The organism is Collinsella sp. AM18-10 (genome assembly GCF_003471585.1).
GTDB lineage: Bacteria > Actinomycetota > Coriobacteriia > Coriobacteriales > Coriobacteriaceae > Collinsella.
Map to the genome: position 1 here is coordinate 108,184 of NZ_QRJO01000001.1, position 20,313 is coordinate 128,496.

15 protein-coding genes and 1 tRNA gene are annotated in these 20,313 nt (G+C 61.5%); 3 read left to right on the top strand and 13 right to left on the bottom strand.

The window, feature by feature from the left end:
• Positions 1-36: 36 nt before the first annotated feature.
• Positions 37-1,113, bottom strand: coding sequence for a phenylalanine--tRNA ligase subunit alpha (pheS, locus tag DW211_RS00460; RefSeq protein WP_118226143.1), 1,077 nt, complete (start codon positions 1,111-1,113; stop codon positions 37-39).
• A 507-nt stretch (positions 1,114-1,620) separates the two neighbouring features.
• Here pheS and DW211_RS00465 point away from each other — a divergent pair.
• Positions 1,621-3,195: a carboxypeptidase M32 gene (locus tag DW211_RS00465; RefSeq protein ID WP_118258585.1), complete on the top strand. Its 1,575-nt coding sequence runs from the start codon at positions 1,621-1,623 to the stop codon at positions 3,193-3,195.
• A 205-nt stretch (positions 3,196-3,400) separates the two neighbouring features.
• Here DW211_RS00465 and glmM read toward each other — a convergent pair whose 3' ends face one another.
• The 11 genes from glmM to DW211_RS00520 all read right to left on the bottom strand — a co-directional run bounded on the left by glmM (position 3,401) and on the right by DW211_RS00520 (position 17,421).
• Positions 3,401-4,732: a phosphoglucosamine mutase gene (glmM, locus tag DW211_RS00470; protein ID WP_117759782.1), complete on the bottom strand. Its 1,332-nt coding sequence runs from the start codon at positions 4,730-4,732 to the stop codon at positions 3,401-3,403.
• Between the two features lie 3 nt (positions 4,733-4,735).
• Positions 4,736-7,066 (bottom strand): DUF4012 domain-containing protein, encoded by a 2,331-nt coding sequence (locus DW211_RS00475; protein ID WP_118258586.1) that lies wholly within the window; start codon positions 7,064-7,066, stop codon positions 4,736-4,738.
• Between the two features lie 149 nt (positions 7,067-7,215).
• Positions 7,216-8,238 (bottom strand): DMT family transporter, encoded by a 1,023-nt coding sequence (locus DW211_RS00480; protein WP_233540906.1) that lies wholly within the window; start codon positions 8,236-8,238, stop codon positions 7,216-7,218.
• 124 nt (positions 8,239-8,362) lie between these two features.
• Positions 8,363-9,067: a signal peptidase I gene (locus DW211_RS00485; RefSeq protein WP_118258589.1), complete on the bottom strand. Its 705-nt coding sequence runs from the start codon at positions 9,065-9,067 to the stop codon at positions 8,363-8,365.
• Complete coding sequence (locus DW211_RS00490) at positions 9,067-11,313, bottom strand: DUF2357 domain-containing protein (RefSeq protein ID WP_118258591.1); 2,247 nt, start codon at positions 11,311-11,313, stop codon at positions 9,067-9,069. The genes DW211_RS00485 and DW211_RS00490 overlap by 1 nt, the downstream gene beginning before the upstream one ends.
• Before the next feature lie 69 nt (positions 11,314-11,382).
• Positions 11,383-13,083: a hypothetical protein gene (locus tag DW211_RS00495; protein ID WP_118258593.1), complete on the bottom strand. Its 1,701-nt coding sequence runs from the start codon at positions 13,081-13,083 to the stop codon at positions 11,383-11,385.
• Positions 13,076-13,822, bottom strand: coding sequence for a signal peptidase I (locus tag DW211_RS00500; protein ID WP_118258594.1), 747 nt, complete (start codon positions 13,820-13,822; stop codon positions 13,076-13,078). The genes DW211_RS00495 and DW211_RS00500 overlap by 8 nt, the downstream gene beginning before the upstream one ends.
• Before the next feature lie 60 nt (positions 13,823-13,882).
• Entirely contained in the window at positions 13,883-14,686 is an 804-nt protein-coding gene (locus tag DW211_RS00505; RefSeq protein ID WP_118258596.1) for a hypothetical protein, read from the bottom strand.
• A 2-nt stretch (positions 14,687-14,688) separates the two neighbouring features.
• Positions 14,689-15,675, bottom strand: coding sequence for a hypothetical protein (locus tag DW211_RS00510; protein WP_117655670.1), 987 nt, complete (start codon positions 15,673-15,675; stop codon positions 14,689-14,691).
• Positions 15,676-15,688: 13 nt separating this feature from the next.
• Entirely contained in the window at positions 15,689-16,525 is an 837-nt protein-coding gene (locus tag DW211_RS00515; RefSeq protein ID WP_118258598.1) for a hypothetical protein, read from the bottom strand.
• A gap of 11 nt (positions 16,526-16,536) precedes the next feature.
• The gene (locus DW211_RS00520; RefSeq protein WP_117655668.1) at positions 16,537-17,421 is read right to left on the bottom strand and encodes a hypothetical protein; all 885 of its coding nucleotides are present in this window, start codon (positions 17,419-17,421) and stop codon (positions 16,537-16,539) included.
• 230 nt (positions 17,422-17,651) lie between these two features.
• Here DW211_RS00520 and DW211_RS00525 point away from each other — a divergent pair.
• A tRNA-Val gene (locus tag DW211_RS00525) sits at positions 17,652-17,726 on the top strand.
• Between the two features lie 362 nt (positions 17,727-18,088).
• Here the strand turns inward: DW211_RS00525 and DW211_RS00530 are convergent.
• Positions 18,089-19,102: a hypothetical protein gene (locus tag DW211_RS00530; RefSeq protein ID WP_147357225.1), complete on the bottom strand. Its 1,014-nt coding sequence runs from the start codon at positions 19,100-19,102 to the stop codon at positions 18,089-18,091.
• A gap of 395 nt (positions 19,103-19,497) precedes the next feature.
• On the opposite strand from DW211_RS00530, the gene DW211_RS10020 reads away from it, so the two are divergent.
• The gene (locus tag DW211_RS10020; RefSeq protein ID WP_147357226.1) at positions 19,498-20,196 is read left to right on the top strand and encodes a DUF5710 domain-containing protein; all 699 of its coding nucleotides are present in this window, start codon (positions 19,498-19,500) and stop codon (positions 20,194-20,196) included.
• Positions 20,197-20,313: the final 117 nt, after the last annotated feature.

Genomic DNA, 20,313 nt, shown 5'->3' on the forward strand with positions numbered 1-20,313 from the left:
AAAGGCAAGGTGCGGTGCTTGGGAAAGCCGCCGGGCCTAGAACTGATTTAAGAAGCGCATATCGCCTGTCATGAGCGTTCTGAGGTCCGGCAGGTCGTAGCGCAGGGCCGCGACGCGCTCGGCGCCAATGCCAAAGGCGAAGCCGGTGTACTTCTCGGGGTCGATGCCGCAGTTGATGAGCACGTTGGGGTCGACCATGCCACAGCCCAGGATTTCGATCCAGCCGCTGTGCTTGCAGAAGTTGCAGCCCTTGCCGCCACACACGTGGCAGCTCACGTCCACCTCGCAGCTGGGCTCGGTGAAGGGGAAGAAGTGCGGACGGTAGCGCGTCTTGCGGTCCTCGCCAAACATGCACTTAACAAAGTAGTCGAGCGTGCCCTTCAGATCGCCAAAGGTAATGCCCTCGTCGACGACCAGGCCCTCGATCTGGTTGAACTGCGGCAGGTGGCAGGCGTCGGCCGTGTCGGGACGGTAGACGGTGCCCGGGCAGATCATGTAGATGGGCGGCTTTTGCGACTCCATGGTGTGGATCTGCACGCCCGAGGTCTGGGTGCGCAGCAGCACGTCGGACTCGCCGTGGGCGTGAGCCTCGGGGTGCGCGACGCTGCCGGGGTTGTTGTCGACCACGTAGAAGGTATCGCGGGCCGAGCGGCTCGGGTGATCCATGGGGGCGTTGAGCGCAGTGAAGTTGTAGTAGGAGGTGTCGACCATGGGGCCGGACTCGACGGTGTAGCCGATGCCGCAGAAGATGTCCTCGGCCTCCTCGATGATCTGCTTGATCAGGTGCTGGTGACCGATTTGCGGACGGATGCCCGGCAGCGTGATGTCGACGGCCTCGTGCTCGAGTGCATGCTTGAGAGCGGCGGCCTTCATCTCGGTGGTGCGCTCGTCAAGCATGCCCTCGATCAGCTGGCGCATCTCGTTGGCGCGCTTGCCCATCACGGGACGATCCTCGGGGGCGAGCTTGCCCATCATGCGCATCAGGCCGGTGATGCGGCCCTTGCGGCCGAGCAGCTCAACGCGCGCGGCCTCGAGCTTTGCGGCGTCGTCGGCGCTAGTGACGAGCTCCTTGGCCTCTTCCTCGAGTTTGACCAGATCATCAATCAGACTCATGTCTTCCCTTTCGTCTCTCGCGCATCCGCTTGCCGGGGCGGCTGGCACCGCCCGATGCTTACGAATGTGCGGCCCGGTTCGGTAACAAAAAAAACCGTCCTCGGGCATGTGCATTGCCCAAGGACGGTTGAATTCCGCGGTACCACCTTGTTTGACCCGGCGGATGTCTGGCCCGCCGCGCCCACTCTTTGCCCCTTTTCGCGAGGCTCACGGCTTCCCTACTGGGGCTTTGCCGCCGCGTGGCCGCGCGCCCGTTGAGGTTGCTGCTCGGGAGTGAACGCTTGGCCCTTGCCACCGCAGGAAGGCTTGCAGCCCATGACCTTCCCTCTCTTGCCGGCGACGCGGCGGGCAAAACCCTCTCCGTCAACGCATTGGGCTATAGGATAACACATTCTGCGTGTGCATCGCCGCGTTCCGTTTTGTTCGCACTGGGTACAAGGCAGGTAGCTGTGCAAACTGGCCGCGCGCCCACCCGAAGCGCTCGGCTCACGAGATCAAGGATATGGTATGGGAAAGAAACTCGATAAGAAGGCCGAGCCTGCAGCGGGCAAGACATCCAAAGGCATGAAGGTCGATAAGGCCGTCAAAAAATTCCGCAAGCTCGAAGGCAAGCTGTGGACTCGTGAGTACCTGCTCAAGATTGCCGAGTTTGACGGCGCGACCATTGCCCCCGCCAACGGCGCAGCAGCGCGTGCCGACGCCATGGGCACGCTTGCCGGCGAGCATCACAAGCTGCTGACCAGCGAGAAGTCCGTTGAGCTCGTACGCTCGTTAGCGCGCGAGACCGTCGCCGGCGGCAAAATCGACGACCCTCAGCTGCTCGACGAGATCCGTGTGCTCGGCCGCGATCAACGTGAGGCCAGTGCCATCCCCACCGAAGAAGCCGAGGCCTGGACCAGGCTCACCTGCGAGGCGGACGCCGTGTGGCGCAAGGCCAAGGCAGCCAACGACTGGGCGAGCTTTGAGACCTATGTGGATAGAATCGTCGCCCAACTTAAGCATCAGGCCGAGCTCATGGACCCCAAGCGCGATCCATACGACGTTTGGCTCGACCAGTACGAGCGCGGCCTTTCCGCCAAGAGCTTCGACGCGTTTTGCGACGAGGTCAAGGCCACGGTCGTGCCGCTCGTGCACGCCATCGGCGAGCGCGGCCAGCAGCCGGCTGCCGACTTTTTGCACGCCCACGTGCCCGAGGCTGCCCAGCGCGCCATGAGCTTTGACCTTATGAAGCTCATCGGCCTGGACCTGGACGACACCACGCTCGCCTTTACCGAGCATCCGTTTAGCGAGGGCTTCTCGGTGGGCGACGCACGCATCGCAACGCACATCTACGAGGACGACTGCATCTCCAACGTCTACAGCATCATCCACGAGGCAGGACACGCCGCCTACGAGCTAGGCGTCAATCCCGCCTATGCGCGCACGTGCCTGGAGGGCGGCACCTCCATGGGCATCCACGAGAGCCAGAGCCGCTTCTTTGAGAACACCGTGGGCCGCAGCCGCGCCTTTATGGGACCGCTGCTGCAGGTGCTGCGCCGTCACGCGCCCGAGGTCTATGGCAGCGTGGACGAGGATACGCTCTACCATGCCGTGAACATCGCTCAGCCGTCGTTGATCCGCACCGAGGCCGACGAGCTCACCTATCCGCTGCATATTATGGTGCGCTACCAGATTGAGCGCATGCTGTTTGCCGGCGAGGCCACGGCCAAGGACATCCCCGCGCTTTGGAACCGCTTTATGAACGAGTACCTGGGCATTCCCGTTCCCGACGACACGCACGGCTGCCTGCAGGATACGCACTGGAGCGGCGGCTCGTTTGGCTACTTCCCCACCTATGCGCTGGGTAGCGCCTACGACGCCATGTTTGTGCCGGCCATGTGCCGCGACGGTGTCGACCTTAACGGCGCCTGTGCGAGCGGCGACCTGGCACCCGTCCGCGCGTGGCTGGGCGAGCACATTTGGCAGTGGGGCCGCGCCAAGGACGCGCCGGAACTCATCAAGGGTGCCTGCGGCATGGATTTTGACGCCCGCTACTACTGCAGCTACCTGCAGGACAAGTTCACCACGCTGTACGAGCTGTAAGGATTGACCAGCACGCCATCGCCAACGCCAACCATGTTGACGCCAATGTCTTGGCAACGTCAGCGAAAACGACCCTAAGCGAGCAAGGTGACGTGAAATGAAAGGGCGCTGACCTTCTGGTCGCGCCCTTGAAATTGAACGTCAGATTGCCGCTTAGGGGCGTTTGCAGCGTCGAGCAGTTACGCGGTTTGGTAAAGCCGCGTAACTACAGAGCCTCGAGCGCGTTGGCGATGCGCTTCATGGCAGCATCGGCGGATGCTTGGTCGGGCGCTTCGGCCAAAACGCGAATCACCGACTCGGTTCCACTTTTGCGCACGAGCACGCGGCCCTCGCCTGCCAGCGCAGTCTCGGCCTCGGCGATGGCGTTCTGCACGCCCATGTTCTCGAGCGCGGCGTCCTTATCCGCTACGCGCACGGCAACCTGCGCCTGCGGCAGCAGCTTGCACGGAGCCGTGAGCTGCGAGAGCGTCTCGCGCTCGGCACGAATCACTTCCATCACGCGCAGCGAGGTCATAATGCCGTCGCCCGTGCGCTCGATATCGCCAAAGATCGTATGGCCCGTCTGCTCGCCGCCCAGGCTGTAGCCGCCCTCGCGCATCTTGGCATACACGTGACGGTCGCCCACGCCGCTGGTCACGGCGCTCAGTCCGGCAAGCTCCAGCGACTTGACCAGACCAAAGTTGCTGGCGATCGTCGGCACCACGGTACCGCCCGAAAGGCGACCGTGCTTGTTCAGATACACGCCGCACACGTACAGGATCTGGTCGCCGTCTACCACGCGACCGCGCTCATCCACGGCCAGGCAGCGGTCGGCATCGCCGTCATAGGCAAAACCCACGTCCAGGCCTTGCTCCACCACGTGGCGCTGCAGGCGCTCCATATGCGTGGAGCCGCAGTCGACGTTGATGTTAAAGCCATCGGGCGCGGCGTTGATCACGCGCACGTCGGCGCCCAGCGCGTCGAACACCGGCTTGGCCACCGAGGACGCCGAGCCGTTGGCGCAGTCGAGACCGATCTTGACGCCCTGTAGCGAAAAATTCGAACTCGCAATGAGCGAGGCGATATAGCGGTTGCGCCCCTGCATGTAGTCCACCGTGGCGCCGATGTGGTTGCCCGTGGCCAGCGGCACCTCGCTCTTGCCATCGATGTAGTCCTCGATGAGCTCCAGTACGTCCTCGTCCATCTTAAAACCGTCGCTGTTGACGAGCTTAATGCCGTTATCGCAAAACGGGTTGTGGCTCGCGCTGATCATGATGCCGCAATCGAAGCAGCCTTCCACGGTCTGATGCGCTACGCCCGGCGTGGGGATCACGTGCAGCATATAGGCGTCCGCACCGCTCGCGACCAGGCCACTCACCAGCGCCGCCTCGAACATATAACTCGAGCGACGTGTGTCCTTGCCCACGATGACGCGCGCCTTGCGCTCGCGGTTGGCGCCGTAATACCAGCCCACAAAACGGCCAATCTTATAAGCGTGCTCTACCGTCAGCCCAACGTTGGCCTCACCGCGAAAGCCGTCGGTGCCAAAGTACTTCATATCTTACTTATCCTGTTCGAACGTTTGAGCGGTTGGCGTGGTACGAACCTTAAGCTCTTTGTGCCCAGAGTCCTTCGAAGTCGTGACCGTGTACTCGACCTTTATGTCTTGTCCAAGAAGCATGTGGACACCGCCCCATGCAACCTTCAAGCCATCGTGCGTCGCTTCGTTCATCTCGATAGAACCGGAGCCCGAAGTCTTAATGTCCGAAATGCTGCCTCCCGCAGGAGCATAGAGATAAAGCCTCAGCACCTCATCATCAATATCCTGGCTAATGCCGTTATGGCCCTGGAAATAGCCAGGCATCTCGGCCTTCTCCTGGGGGGCCATCGTGTTCTTGAGCGAGGTGGTCACTCGATACGTCGTCGAGCCATCGGCATTTTCAACCGAAGAATCGATGGTGACTCGCTTATCGAGGAACCAATCCATCTTTGAATAGCTGTAGTTGTTCACATAGACGCCCAAGATCGGAGCCTCCGACGTATCGGTTTGGAGAGCGCCCGATATTCCAAGAGCCTTCGCGGCCTTTTCCTCGTCATCATTTCTCGAATACATGAGGATGCGACCCTCGGAAGCGCCCTTTTCGATGGCGGCAGCAATCTTAGTAATATCGCTGGAGCCCAGTTCGTCCACGATCTTGTTAAAAGCTGATCCGGCAACCGCCGCAAAAATGGCGTCCTGTTCCTCTACCGGGTAATTCCAATAAATATCGTGCAGCAGCACCTTTGCGGCGTTGCTTCCATCAACGACGGTGCCGTCAGGAAGCTGTGTGCCGCCTACAACGCCGAGCATATACTGCAAAAATACCGGATCGACTGCAAATACGCCGTCGATGTCATCTCCGACAATGGCCTTCTGCATATCGCTGGCAAGCTGGGCCGCACGCGGATAATCGGGCGTCATCGTAACGTCGCCCATCGTGTATCCGAGCGTGTTGAATCCGGTCAGGCCCCATCCGGTCGTGAATAAGTTTGCCTCTTCATCGGTGATGGGAAGCGGGGTCAAAGGCTCTTTCATCATGTCGACTTTGACAAAATCGCCCAGTTCGAGCTTACCGTCAGTCACCGACATCACGCCGCGAGAACCGGGGAAACCGCCGCAGGCGCGGATCTCGACATTGCTCATCGCGAGCACAAGATAATGACGCGTCTGGCCGTTGGCGCCGAGCATCTGGGGAAGGACGGGGGCGACCTTCTCCGCCGCGTCAACCGCGCCGTTGAGGGTGGCAAAGCCGTCCTTGGCCTTATCGACCAGCTCGGTCACCTGGGAAATATGAGTATCGCCAATGCCCTGGATCTTCTCGTTGGCGCTCTTGAACACCTTCGAGCTGCTGGAAAGCGAATCGGCGACCGCCTGCAGCGCGGACACGTTAATCATGCCGTCCTGAAACAGCTTGCCGGGCGTGGCCTGCGAAAGGTTATCGGCCATGGGAACCAGCGCATTGCTCGAGACATCGGACAGGGCGTCGATCATGGTGCGGGCCGCATTGATGTCGTTGCCATACACCGGGATAAACGAAGCCGCCGTCCACAGCGGGCTCGAGGTCTCCGCCTTCATGCTGTCGCAAAGCTCATCAATCTTCTTCGCGTCGTCAGGCAGCGTCGAAAAATCGCCCGACGTGACCTTGTCCTTAAGGCCACCGACAATCTCGACGGCCTCCTTCGCTTCACTCTTTACGGTCTTTGCCGAGTTAAGCAGCATAAAGCCGCTTGCGCCAAGCGCAACGAGAAGCACCGCGACTACAGCGGCAATAATGGCGCCGGTGTGACGCTTTTTGCGTTCGCCCTTGCGATGGCGATGACGGACCAGACCGTCAGAGGTCGAACTCGACGAAGCGTCGCTACCGTAGTTCAAGCCAAAATCGTAATAATCTTCCTTGGAACCCGAGCCCGCAAACTCGGCACCGCTATCATCCAGGCGGGCGAACGTGCCAGTCTCGGAGGCGCCGGTGTAAATCGTGCCAAGGTTACCCGTAAGCCCCGCGCCACCGGCAGAGGGAGTATTGTTGGCGGCCTTGCCGGCATTAACGTTGCCGGCGGCATTCGCGGCGTTGGCAGCACCTGCGTTGTTCGCAGGTACCGAAGGAGCCCCGCTCGGCTGCGACGCGGAGGTTGCACCGCCCGCAAAGACATTCCCTCTTGCACGGCCGGTCTTTTTTGCCTTTTGAGACTGCTCGTACAGAGCGGTAAACATCGCCGTCTCGCCCGGGGACACGCGCTTACCGGAACCGCCCTGTCCAGCGCCGCCCGGCGTGCCGGCCTTACCAGCCCCGTTCGGACGCGGCGGAACTGCAGGACGGCCGCTATCGCTGCCCTTAAAGTGATTACCAGCCATAAAGAAATCCTCGCAATTGAGTCGCAATGAAAAAGTCCATAACGTTACTAGTCTATGGCATTTTGAGCATCGACAGCTAAACTCCAGACACGGACATCAATTGGCGAAAATGCGGCACAACACCTTTTCTGTCTTGGCGGCGGCGCCAGCTACACCGTGAGGAACATCATCACGATGATCATGGCAAAGCCGATAAGGTCGGTCGGCAAAAACACCGTGCCCAGCATAACGGCGCTGGTGATGGTCGCCGAAACCGGCTCCACAGTTCCGATGAGACTCGCACGCACCGAGCCGATGTCCTTAACGCCCTGCATATAGAGCATGTAAGCAAAAAACGAGCCGATAACCACGAACACCGCGAGCGCCTCGACGCCGGCAGCGTCGAGCGCCGGTATATGCGCCCAGGGCTGCCCGAAGACGCACGAGACCACGCCCGCCGTGAGCATTGCCGAGCCCGTGACGATGGGGCTGCCGTATTCGGGCAGGATCTTGGCGGGAATCACCGCCATACACGTGGCGCTGACCGCACACATAAGACCTGCTGCCAGGCCAAGCGGCGAGATATTCAGGCTGGTGGGGTCGCCGCCGGTGGCGATTAAAAAGGTTCCACCCAGAGCCAGGCCAATGCCGATAACTTCGCGAGTACGCGGCATGCGGCGATCGGTCACGCAGGTGTAGCCCATGATGATAACGAGCTGCAGGCACTGGAGCACCGTCGCGGTTCCGGCGTTCGTCAGGCGCACGGCCGAAAGATAGCAAAACTGGTTGAACAGCAGACCAAAGGCGGTAAAGAGCAGCAGCTGCTTGCGATCGGCGGGTGTGGTCCAGAGCTTAATCAGGCGCTCGCGGTCGCGCGTAACAACCACGGCCATAAAGAGTAGACCGGCGAGAATCTGACGCACGCTCATAAGCCACAAGGTGTCGACGTGGTAGGTATCGAACAGAAAGCTCGCGCTGGTGCCCGAGAAGCCCCAAAACGAACCGCCCACCAGCGTAGCCAAGACGCCCGTGATCATCTTGCGCGTCGAAGCGCTGTTCAGGCGGTCGCGCCATGCGCGACGGGTGTTGCGGCTGAGCTCGTCGGTTCCCTCCGGAACGACAAAATCGGACGCAGCCGTCATCGGCACCGATGCCTTCGCATTAGCATGTTCTGCCGAGCGCTCCCGTTTCATTCCACTCCCCAAAAACATATGGCAATAAAGCGTCCAAACTGTAGCACGAATATTGGTATGAAATAGCAGATGATGCGGAGCATCTGCGAGCGTCCAAATTACAGGGACGAAAGGCACCGAAGAGCTATGCCGAGCGGTTGGAATCGTCTGGGGCGCCGGGGTCGGCCTCCGCGCTTCCCTGGGCATCCTCACCGTCGACCTGCTCCTTGGCGCCGTCCTGGCTCTCCTGCTCGCGGCGGCGCTTTTCGCGAATCTGCTCCACGGCCGCGCGCAAGGCAGCCTCGTCTTCAGCGCGCGCCACCTCTTGCGTGGTCTTGACCATATGGCGAATTTCGAGCACCAGCAGCACGATCAGCGGCACCACGATAAACGGAAAGAACAGCAGCGGATTGGTGAGCAGCGACACCACAACGCCCAGGCCTGCCGAGACAAAGACCACGCGGCCCACCACGTCGGCGGCGGGCACGGGTGCGGCGTCCTCGACCGGATTGGCGTCACCCTTGGTGTGGTAGACCGGCGAGCCGTCGGACGCGGCCTCCACGGATACGATGCGGTGCGTGTTGAGCGAACCCTCCAGCACGTCATCGGACGAATGGAAGGTGATGATATCGCCCACCTGGTAGGCCTGGCTGTTGTCGGTATCGACGACGATAAACGAGTGCACGGGAATCGCCGGCTCCATCGAGCCGGTCAGCGTACGCATAAAGCCGTAGCCCATGATGGTGGGGATCTCGCCGGCGGGCGTGAACACCGTGCGCAGCAGCACCACAAAGGCGACGAGGATCACCACGGTCGCTAACACGTTGATCACGCGGAGCACGTGCTTCATCACTTGCCGTCGTCCTTTGCGGAAGGCTCGGGGTCGGCAGCGACCTCGGCCTCGGTGGCATCCGCCGCAGAAGCGCCATCCTCGTCAGGCGCGGTGGCCACACCCTCGCCAGCCTCGCCGCGCAAGCGAGCCAGCAGATAGCGCGACAGGCTGTTGCCCTCGGCGCGGCGCTCGGCACGCTCACGGTTGCGCTCGGCCCGCTCCAGCTCTTGCGCCAGCGCGTCCAGGCGCTGCTGCATCTCCGCGCGAGCAGCTTCGACCTCGCGCTCGCAAGCGGCACGGACGGCGGCGACCTCCTGCTCGATGCGCTCCCCCGCCTCGAGCTCGGCCGCGGCAATGCGTGCATCGGCGTCGGCACGGGCCTCCTCGGCGGCACGCGTGGCGGTGTCGCGCTCGGCGGCAGCGGCGGCGACCTTTTCGTTGGCATCCACCGCAGCCTGCTCAACGGCAGAGTCGGCAGCAACGCGGGCAGCATCGATTGCGGCATCGGCGGCCTGCTGGGCGGCGGAGACCTTCGCCTCAGCCGCGGCAACGGTGTCGGCGAGCGCCTGCTCCGCTGCGGCTGCCGAGGCGTCGGCCGCCTCCTGCGCGGCGCGAGCATCGCGTTCGGCCGTCAGCTGCACTTCCTCGATCTGCAGCTTGGCGGCGTCCAACTTGGCATGCAGCTCGGCCATCTCCTTGGCAGAGGCCTCGCGCACGGCGGCGAGCTCGGCCGCAGCAGTGTCCTTGGTGGCCTGCAGCTCGGCAGCGTCGGCCGCCGTCTTGGCGGCCAGGGCCGCAGTAGCATCGCTCTTAACCTGCGCGACCTGCTCGGAAGCCGCCTGCTCGGCGGCAGCAACCTTGGCGTCCGCGTCGGCGCGGGCGACTGAGACCTCGGCATCGGCCTCGGCGCGCATCCGCTCAAGCTGAGCCGCCGCGGTCTCACGTGCTTCTGCAGCGGCATCCTCGGCAGCTTTTTTACCGGCCTCGACATCCTCCAGCGAACCTTGCAGCTCCTCAACATCAGCCTCGGCCACCTGAGCGCGCTGCGTCAACGCCAGCTCGCGCGTCTTTGCCTCGTCCAGTTCGTCGGCCAGGTCGTCGCGCTCGTCGGTCAACGCGTGCGCCTGCACCTTCCAGGATTTCACCTGACCCTGCAGCTCCTCGATCTGCTCGCGCGCCTCGGCCAGCGCCTGCTCGGCATCGAGCTGGGCCTGCGTGACCTCCTCCACAAACACGCGACGGACCTCGACATCGGGCAAGTCGGGGCTATCGACCTGCACCTCCTTGATCTCCTTGATGAACTTGGGCGCAACCGGCGCGTGTTGTACGCTCTCGAGCTCCTGCAGGTTGCGCTCGTCGTCGGTCAGGCTCTTAAAGACGGTGTAGTTGTTAATGAGGTTGGTGTACATCTGCACCATGTACTCGTCATCGAACGCCAGCGCCTGCTGCTGCACGTCGATGTTGTAGCCCACCTTGTCGTAGCGCTCCATAAACTGCCACAGTTGGTAGCACTTGCGGTAGTTGGGGTCTTTCATGATGAGGTTGGTGCGCTGGATGGGGCTGCGGACCGCGCTGCAGCCGTTCATGATCTGGCAGAATGACGCGCCGCGCAGCGCCATGACCAGACGGCGCACGCGGTCGATGCGCATAAAGACGTCCATGTTGTCGGCGTCGTTCTCGGCAAAGCTCTGACGGTTTTTGACCGTCATCTCGACGTTGTACTCGATCTCTTCGTACGCATCGTCGATCTTGCTGTGCATCTTAAAGCGGTTGCGGATCTCGTTGCCCGTCGACCAAAAGATCACGTCGGTGCGCTTGTCCACAAACGTCAGTAGGCGCTGAATCAGGTGGTAGATAAAGCGATTCTCGTACAGGTCGTAGGTCTCGACGGTATTGACGTTGAGGATGCGCGTGGGATGGACGCCGCCATCGTCGCTCGGCGCCAGGAACTGCGTGTTCTGGCTCAGGTGACGGACGCTGTCGGCGCTGATCTTTTTGGCGAGCGAGACCGGCACCACCTCTTCCTCGGTGGTGATGAAGCGGCGCGGCTTTTCGATAATGGTGTTGATGGCGTCGAGCGAGTCCTCGATCATGCTGATCCACTCCTCGTCCACCACCTTGACGAGCTCCTCGCGCTGCTGCTCGATCGTGGTGCCCGAGGCCTGCGCCATCTCAAACAGATAGCGAAAGTAGCGGCTGTCCTCCTGGATGGGCTCCATCTGCTCGGAGAAGCTGGTATAGAGGTCCTGAATGGTCTCGGACATGGGTTACTCCATAGGTTGGATCGATCGGAAAGGGGCGGGGCGACATCACGCCGCCCCGCACTTACGCCATTAGTAGAAATTCTGAATCCGCTGCAGGTACATGACGGAATCGGGCAGACCGCCCTCGCCAAAGGTCTTCTCGATATACTCGATCAGGCCCTTCATCTCGTCGCGCACAAAGCTCACGTTCATGGACTCAAACTTCTTGAGCACCTTGCGGGCGATGATGTAGTCCATGCCGCCCAGCTCGGTGCCGCCGCACGCCACGTACACGGGGATGAAGTCGTACATCTGCTTGATGATACGGTTACCAAAGGCCAGCTTAAAGCGGGTCTGCAGGTACTGGTCCAGCTTGTGCATCTTCTGGAGCAGCTCCTCGTCGATCACATACTCGACCTTGGCCTTTTGGAATAGATACTGCAGGTGGTCGGCCGTCACGTGCACGCGCTCGTGCGGCTCACACTCAAACGCGTCGGCGCGCTCGTTGAGCTCGATGGGGATCGCACGGTCGTACACCTTGTCCGTGATGGTAAAGGTGGAGTCGTCGTTGTTGGCCGTGCCGATAAACCACAGGCTGTCGGGAATGGTGAGCTTGCCGTCGTGCAGACCCCTGGGATCGGCGGCCCACTGGGTGGGCACCAGGTCGAGCACCCACTCGTCGTGGCTGGGCATCTCGAGCACCGACAGGATCTCGGCAAAGTAGTACTCCACGCGGGCGAGGTTCATCTCGTCGAGCACGATCATGGACGGGTCCTGGCGAAGGCCCGCCTCATACACGGCGCGGAGGAACTCGGTCTCGTTAAAGCGCTTGGAAAACTCGTTGAAGTAGCCCAGCACCTCGGTGCGGTCGCGGAAGCTCGGCTGCACCGAAACGATGGTCGCGGGGTTGTCCAAGTAGCGGCTAAAGCTGTAGGGCAGCGACGTCTTACCGGTACCCGAGATGCCCTCCAGGATCAGCAGCTTGGAGGCGGCCATGCCGGCCACAAAGCGGCGGATGACCTCAGGCGTGTAGTAGAGCTTCATCTGGCTACAGGCGAACGCGCGGAAGCTGTCGACAAAGTCCTCCAGCGAGATGGCATCGTCGTAGGCCGGCGATTCCCAGTCGCGGTACTTAAGGTCCACAAGGGACAGCTTGGGGAAGCGGTTGGCCTGGGCGATCTCTTTTTCCTCGGCAAGGGTCTTGGCCTCAACGGTGGCCTTGGCCATGGCGGCCGCGGCATCCTTGACGCCCTCGCCATCGAGCGCGAGCGACGCGTTGCCCGACATGACGGCCGTCGCCGCAGCGCCCTCGCCAGCAGCCGCACCGGCGCCCGCGGCGGCGCCCACCACGTTGCCCACCGTGGGCAGATGGTCGTCGGCCAGGGCCGAGGCGCCCACGTACGGAATCTGCTTGGTGCCGCCCATGGCATTGACCTTGAGCGCCAGCAGCTTGTTCTTCTCGTCCATGAGGTCGAGCACCTGCTTGTTCAGGCGGCCGATCTCGCGATAGAGCGCCTTGTTGGACGTGTCGTCGCGATGCAGGCGACGGTTGATGCGGTAGTGGTGGATCAGAATGGCCACGATCAGCACGGGGACTGCGATGAGCATGGCAAACAGAATGACCGCGCCGATCTTGCCCACCAGGTCAAACGTGGTGAAGTAGGTCATAAAGATGTTGAAGTACTCAACCCAGCCAAACACCAGCAGGTTAAGGATGGAGCTCACAACGGCAACGACGTTGTAGACAACCTTTGCCAGCAGCTCCCAGGCAAATCCCAGAAACTCACTCACCGTCGGTACCCTCCTGCTTGGTCGCGCTCATCGCCGCCTCGGCCTCGGCCTTCAGACGACGGGCTTCCTCGAGCTTGGCCTCGGCCTGGGCAAGCTGCTCGGCGGCGTTATCGGCCGTGACGGTAGTGTCACCCTTGCCCTCGGCGTCCACGATGGCAGCCGCGGCGGCCAGGCGGTCCTCCTCGGCCATAGCGCGCTTAAGGTTCATGCCCACCACGATGAGGTGATACACCTGGTAGATAAAGAACAGCAGCATGGGCAGCACGATCACAATGAGGAAGCCCATGGAGCTGGACAGGAAGTCCATGACCTTGCCCATCTGCGGCAGCGCGAACACGTACTTGCCCACGATATCGCCGTCGCTGATGATGTGCGTATCGGCCACGTCGTTGTTATCGCCCTTGGTGGTAAAGCTGCGCATGCCGTTGACCTCGTCGATGGCGGCGATGCGGTGCGTGTTGAGCGCGTACTCGTTGTCGATAATGGTGTGGAACGTCACGATGTCGCCCACCTCGAGCTTGGAGGTGTCGCACTTTTTGATGACGATGAGGTCGCCCTTGTTAAACGTGGGCGCCATGGAGTCGGACTGTACGGCGAGCGGGGTGAAGCCGGCGATGTCCGAGACGCTGCCGTCCTCGCGCGTGGCGAGCGTGGTAAACGCGTACAGGGCCGCCACCAGGATGATGATCCACATGACGACGCTCAGTGCGATGGATGCGGCCTTTTTAACAGATTGCATGATGTCCCTTACTACCGTGTCTGACTAGGTCGTGCGCGGCCCGATGGCCGCCGTGCATATCTACTGTTCCTCGATGCCCTCAAAGCGCATCGAAACCGAATAGTTAGCTCCCTTTAGCATATTAGTGCAATTTGGGTCCGTTCCCTCGAGCCATATGCGAACGGTTACCGGCTTGTCCGTATCTTTTATTAGGTCGAACATGTCGCTGGCCGCGTTCGCTACTCCCGAGTCGAGCCCAAAGACGGTGGCCGAACCGGACGAGCCCCCGCCTCCGTTGGGGTTGTAGACCCAGGTGTGGCCGTCGGCGGTAAAGCTCATGCGCATGGCGCTGGCCATGCCCTGCGTGTCGGAGCTAAATCGCGTGCCGGACGCGCCACCGTCGCCGTCCTGCCCGGTCAGGCGAACGCGCAGGTCCGTACTGCTCATAAAGTGCAGCGTGAACTCCAGGTAGACACCGGTGGCGGGGTCAGCGGTGGAGCCGTCCTCGAAGGTGAAGGTCTGGTAGTCGCTCGTGGTGACGGGTTTGAGCTTGGATGCGTCGATGTCCACGCCCTTTTCGCTGGCGATGCGTGCCGAGATCTGGTCGAAGCCCAGGCTGTGGACGTATTCGTCGAACGTGGCATGCTCGTCCAGGTCAAAGCGCAGCGAACCGTCGGCGTTGGCGTCGATCATGAGCATGCGGGTTTTGGCGCTATCGGCGATGGAAAACCAGGCAAAGGTTGCCATAGCTATCGCCACCAGGGCAAACAGTACCAGTACCACGGTGGTGGTGAGCTTGCGGCGCAGGTCGGTGTCGGCGGGCGCGGCGGCGTTGGGCTTGCCGGTGGCGGGCGTGCAGTTGGCGGCGGGTTGCTTACGCGTCATGGCTACTCACCGTCCAGGGTCGCAAAGAGGGCCAGGTGCAGGGTGCCCGGGTCTTGATGCAGGTAGTCGGCGCTATCGGGGTCGGTGCCCTCGATGTAGTAATAGATGTCCAGGCGATAGGTCTGGCCAAGCCCCAGTGTGGCGAGCGTGTTTTGTGGGCGCTCGGCCGTCTCGCTCGTGTCCAGCGTAAAGGCGGCCGGGTCCTGTGTCACGTTGGCACCGCAAGCGAGCTGGCCGTTTTGCCAGCCCAGGAGCATGCCCTCGGTGTAGCCCGCCAGGCCTGCAGGGACAGTCGCCGGGTGCTCGGCGCGGTGACCACTATCGGAGCCGTCGAGTTCAAAGATGTTGGTGGCAAGCACCTGGTTGCCGCTCGAGATCTTTATGCCCACGCGAGCCGCGCGCAGCAGCTCGGCATCGACACCCTGGGGAACCAACGACTCGGCCAGATACAAGCTGACCTTACCCTTTACTTTGCTGGCGCCCGTTCCGGTAATGGTGGGGCGCAGATTGATCCAGCCGTGGTAGAACGCGGAGCCGTTGTCTTTTGCCTGCTCAAACACCGTGGCATCGCCGGCGGAGTTGTTTTGCGCGCAGGCAGCAAAGCCGTTGAGATCGAAGGTCGAGACCGGATAGAGCGTCACGGCGCCAGTCGCATTGGAAGTCAGGGAAACATCACCCTGCTGCGACCAGCTGCCGCGATCGGCGTCGCCCAGCTCCAGCACCAGCTTGGACGTGTCGCTGTGCACGCTCACCGAATTGGTGTTGACCTTCATGTTGTTGGTAAACCAGGCGTAGGTCGCGGCGCCCAAGGTGGCGGCGAGCGCCACCATAACGAGCGCGATGTAGGCACGCGCGTGGCGAGCGTGGCGGCGGGCGGCAGCGCCCTCGAGGACCTGGCACTCGGCGGCTACGCTGGAGGGAACCGCGGGGCTCTCGCTCTGGGTTTTGGCCTCGCAGCTATCTGCTGGCATGCGCTTCTGATCTTTCACGTCGCTCGCCCCCTTACGCCTTGGCCGCAGCAAAGGCAAGCTGCAGCACCACATCGCGGGCCTGGGCCTCGTCGATGCAATTGGCGTCGCAGCCTTCCATGTATACAACGTAGCGAACGCTTGCCACCTCGTTGGCGGCCAGCGTGCAGATGGGCGTGGCGCCCGCGCGCGGCGTGGGCGTGTCACCGGTGCCATCCATGCTGTAAGAACTAATAGCGCGGGCCGGGTCGGCGGTGTAGCTCCAGCCCGAGGTACCGGCCGCTACGACCGCGCCGTCCTGCGCCGTGGTGCGCCTGTTGGTGGCGCCTGCGGTATTGCCCAAGTCGTCACAGGTAAAGATATGCGTTTGCGTGCCCGACGCAGTCGTGATCACCAAGCCCAGGCGCAGTGCGGCCAGCAGCTGCGGGTCGCTCGTCATGCCCATCTGGCCCTGGTACAGGTACACGTTGAGCGCGCTATCGCTGCCCTTAAGGTACAGCGTGCCCGAAAGGGCGTAGTCGTCCAGCTGCGCAGTGCAGTCGGCATAGTCGGTCGTGATACCCGCGGCATTTTGGAAGGTGCCGCGCCAAAAACGGGAAAGGTCTGCCGTCGAGATGGGATAGAGCGTTTTGTCGGCGGCGGCAAGCGTTGCCGTTGTGTCCCAGGGCCCGTTGGCCGAAAGGCCAATCTGCAAGTCGGAGCCCTCGTCGCTTACCGTGTGCGCCACGGGCGTCACGTTGGTGTAGCGCGAATTGCTAAACCAGGCGTAGGTGGCGGCGCTCAGGGCGGCCACCAGCACCAGCATCCATGCGGCCGCAGCAACCATGCGACGGCGCGAGCTTAGGACATCTTTGATGTTCGATGCACTCATCCCTGGCCCCCTTACGAACGCTTGCCGGCAAAGCGCAGCGCCAGCGATTGCAGGCTGGTGGTGGCCAGGTTGTTGGTGCAGTCGGGGTCGCAGCCTTCCAGCCACACGTACACATCCACGCGCACGGGCGTGCTGCGGTTGGTGCCCTCGGCCGCGGCGGGCAGGCTGCAGATCTTGGTCGTGGCCTGCTTAAGGCTCACTACGCCGGTGTCTTCGTTGTAGTCGCAAAAGTTTGCGCTGGTAAGCTGATCAAAATGAACCGTTGTTCCATCGGAGCGGGTGCTGTCGAGCACCAGGTGATTCTGCTCGTTCTCGCCGGCATCCTTGCCGTCGAGCGTGTTGTAGCGCGCCTGGGGATTGCGCTCGCCCGAGACCTCAAAGATGTACTGGCCCGTAACGGTATCGCCCTGCCCCGGCGCATAGGTAACCAGGCCCACCCGCAGGGCGGTAGAGATGGGGTTTGCCGTGTCCTGCTCGGTAAAGTCGATGCCCGACAGGTACACGTCGGTCGCGGCCGAGTTGGTGGCCAGGTACAGGGAAGTCTTGTAGTAGTCGGAATGCTCGGCGGCGCCAAACATGCTGGCAAAGAGCGAGTCCTGGGTGGTTTCGCCGGTAAAGCCCGTTACCTTTTGGAAGCCGTTGAGCACGTTGTCGGTCGAGACGGGATCGAGCAGGCCCGAAAAGCTCAGGCCGGCGTTGGTTTTGTATTCGCCGTCGTACTCGTTGGAGATGAGGAAGGTCACGCCCGTGCCCGCGGCCATCTTGACGTCGGTGATGTGGCGGTTGGCGTTGTAGATGTACCAGGCATATGTTACGGCTCCGGCAGCAGCAAGGGCCACCAGCAACGTGGCGAGCATGCGATTGAACTGTTTTCGCAGCGAGCGTGCGTCCGACATGCCCCTCCCCCAGATGCCGTGTTGTAAACCGCCTGGACATCATTTGCCCATAATGGAGTTATTTTACGCGAACGTGCAGTTCATCGGGGGTACAAACGGAATATTTCGCGTGCCCTTCGCGCTGCATCGGGGCGGATAGGGTCGCAAATCGCCGCTTTTTAAAAAATAGTTCTTGCCACTGGGCGGGAGCTCCGTTATATTATTTCCTGCGCACTCGCGCACCCTTGATCGGGCGTTTAGCTCAGGGGGAGAGCGCTTCCCTGACACGGAAGAGGTCAGAAGTTCAAATCTTCTAACGCCCACCAAATGTTCGCAGCTCAGAGGCTTCGCCTCTGAGCTGTTTTGTTTTACGGCGACCGAGCCCAAAGCGCCCAAACAGCCCCAGCAATCGCCACTATCAGACCCGAATGGGTCTCGCAGTCACATATAAGTAACCCTCTTTAAATTGAGGTCTAATACTTTTCCCGAGAAGTGAACGAGCTTATTTGGACCCCCGAAGCATCCACACTTTTTGACGTCAAAACCGCAGGATTCCAGCAGCAAAACCGCAGGAAACAAGCCCCTAAAAGTGTCGATGTTTCGGGGGTCCATTCTGACTCGTTCACTTCTCGGGAAAAGTATTAGATCTGGATATATGGCCGCTAATTCTAACCCCCTGTTACCGCCCCTACCAATACTGATGCGCATCGATAACGGCTTGCCAGAGCCAAAATCGCTTCGTTTCGGCACGCGCATGGGCAAAATATCGCTGCTCTGCACTCATCGCCTTGTTAAAGATGGGGCGCTTATTCCGATGCAGCTTCCGTCGGATGCGTTCGCACAGCCGAACGAGCTTGTCGTAGTCATTTGCTTGGTCGGTTGTCACAGTAAAATACGCTACTCCCTCAAGCAGTTCCAACTCGTTGCGGCGCTCGGCATCCTTGTGGATCTTCTCGCAGCCGTCATGAATGGCATCGCTGTCGTAGTCGACCATCGCGGTCAGCACCTCTGGCAGCAGCCCGGCCTTTACTTTATCCCTGCCCACCTCGACTTTAGCCGTAAGCGTAATGTCGGGCGTGCGCTCCAACACGCGCAGTTTGCGCTCGCGCCCATCGTTGAGTCCATCGCGAATGAAAGCCTTCTTGTTGAGTTCGGCCTTGCCCAATGCATACCCGCCGCAGCGCGCAGGCAGCGACATAAACATGCACAGCCCCGACTCCCTCGGAGAGCGCGATCCCTCGATCACATACGCAAGCAGCGCCTTTGCCTTCGCGAGACCCCTTACCTTTGGGGACGCCTCGATATACGCCGCAATGAGCTCCTTGGTCGTGAGCTTGCTATCGCGCATGCCCGCATCCCTACTGGTCACCCCGCCGGGGGCAAGGTTATCCAACCGGTAGTTCGATGTCACGGCATAGCCGGCATAGATGGCCTCGGCCGCAGAGCTGTCGTGTGCAGCCTGCACAAACGCCAGCTCGGGAGCGCACACGTACGCATCCAGGCCGCCCATCCAGTGGCCCAGCGAGATAAACGAACCCGCCGGGAGCTCGTTGGTGCAGAGATGCGTCTTAACATGTTTGCTCCGCCGACGGTCGGCGCGCGACGGCACCAGCAAATCCAGCGTTTGGATCCCCAGATCATAGCGATCGATAAAGTCCTGCGCCTCTTGGTCCAACAGCGCACAGGCGCCCGTGATCGACACGATCTCTGGTTCCGAATCCCCAAAGCGCGGGTTCGGGATGTGTGCCAAGAGCGCCAGCGCAGCGTTATGTGAAACGATAAAGTACCCCATGGCGCGAAGATAGCACGCGCGTCGACGGCGACTCGCGACCCTGGCGAGTTTTCGGCAAACGACCAGCAGTTTTTTGCTGTGGCGCAACCAAAGTGTTCATTCGTCGACGTCTAAATGCAAATCCGTCAAGCTTTTGGCAAGGTTGCCGCTCAACTGACCAAAAGCTGACCATTTGCTTGACGGTGCGCCCTCGCCAAAATGCTCCGCGACTTCTCGGACGGTCGAAATGCTCGTTTAGCGACCACGCACCCGCCGCTGGGGTATCCTTGGAGCACATGCACCGCAAGCCACACAAAGGAGCCGCCATGCGCACCGAGCTCGATGTTCCCTTTTCGCACAAAGACGAGGCCAAGGCCCTGGGCGCCAAGTGGGACCGGGCCAAGAAGATCTGGTACGTGCCCGATGGCGTCAACCCCGAGCCCTTTGCCGCATGGCTGCCCGGCGTGGATCGCTCCGACCCCAGCGCGCCCTACATCTACCTGGTGCTGGGCAAGCGCGAATGTTGGAAGTGCCACGAGCAGACAACGGTCGCGGCCTTTGGCATTCCGTATTGGGCGGCCGAGGACTCGGGCAGCAAGGCCGCGCCCAGCGCTGCGCCCGCCATGGACGACACGGGCCACATCGTAATCGACACCGCCCGCGCCAACGCCGTAGCCATCGTCCCCGCGCTGGGCTGCGTGCCGGCCGAAATCCGCGACTACCTACGCGAGCGCTGCGGCTACAAGCCTGTAACGTCGCGCACCACCAAGACCGTATCGCTCGCCAGCACCTGCACCGGCTGCGGCGCGCTGCAAGGCAGCCATTACCTGTTCGAGGAGCCCACGTCGCCGTTTGCGCTCACGGCCATCAACAAGCTGCCCGCGCTGGAGTTCGTGCGCGTGGAAGTCGCCGGCGTCTATGGAATCCCCGCCACCCAAGGCGACTTTGACCAGGCGCTCTTCACCTGGGCACGCGACCACCACACCCAGTTCCACAAGAGCCTGTTCGAGGGGATCTACCTGTAGGGCAAAGCTCGAAAATCGAGTCCAGATTTCCTCGAAAATCGAGTATGATTATCCTCGAAAATCGAGTGTGAAAATCCTCGAAAATCGAGTATGCGCAGGTAGTGAGGTTTATCAAAT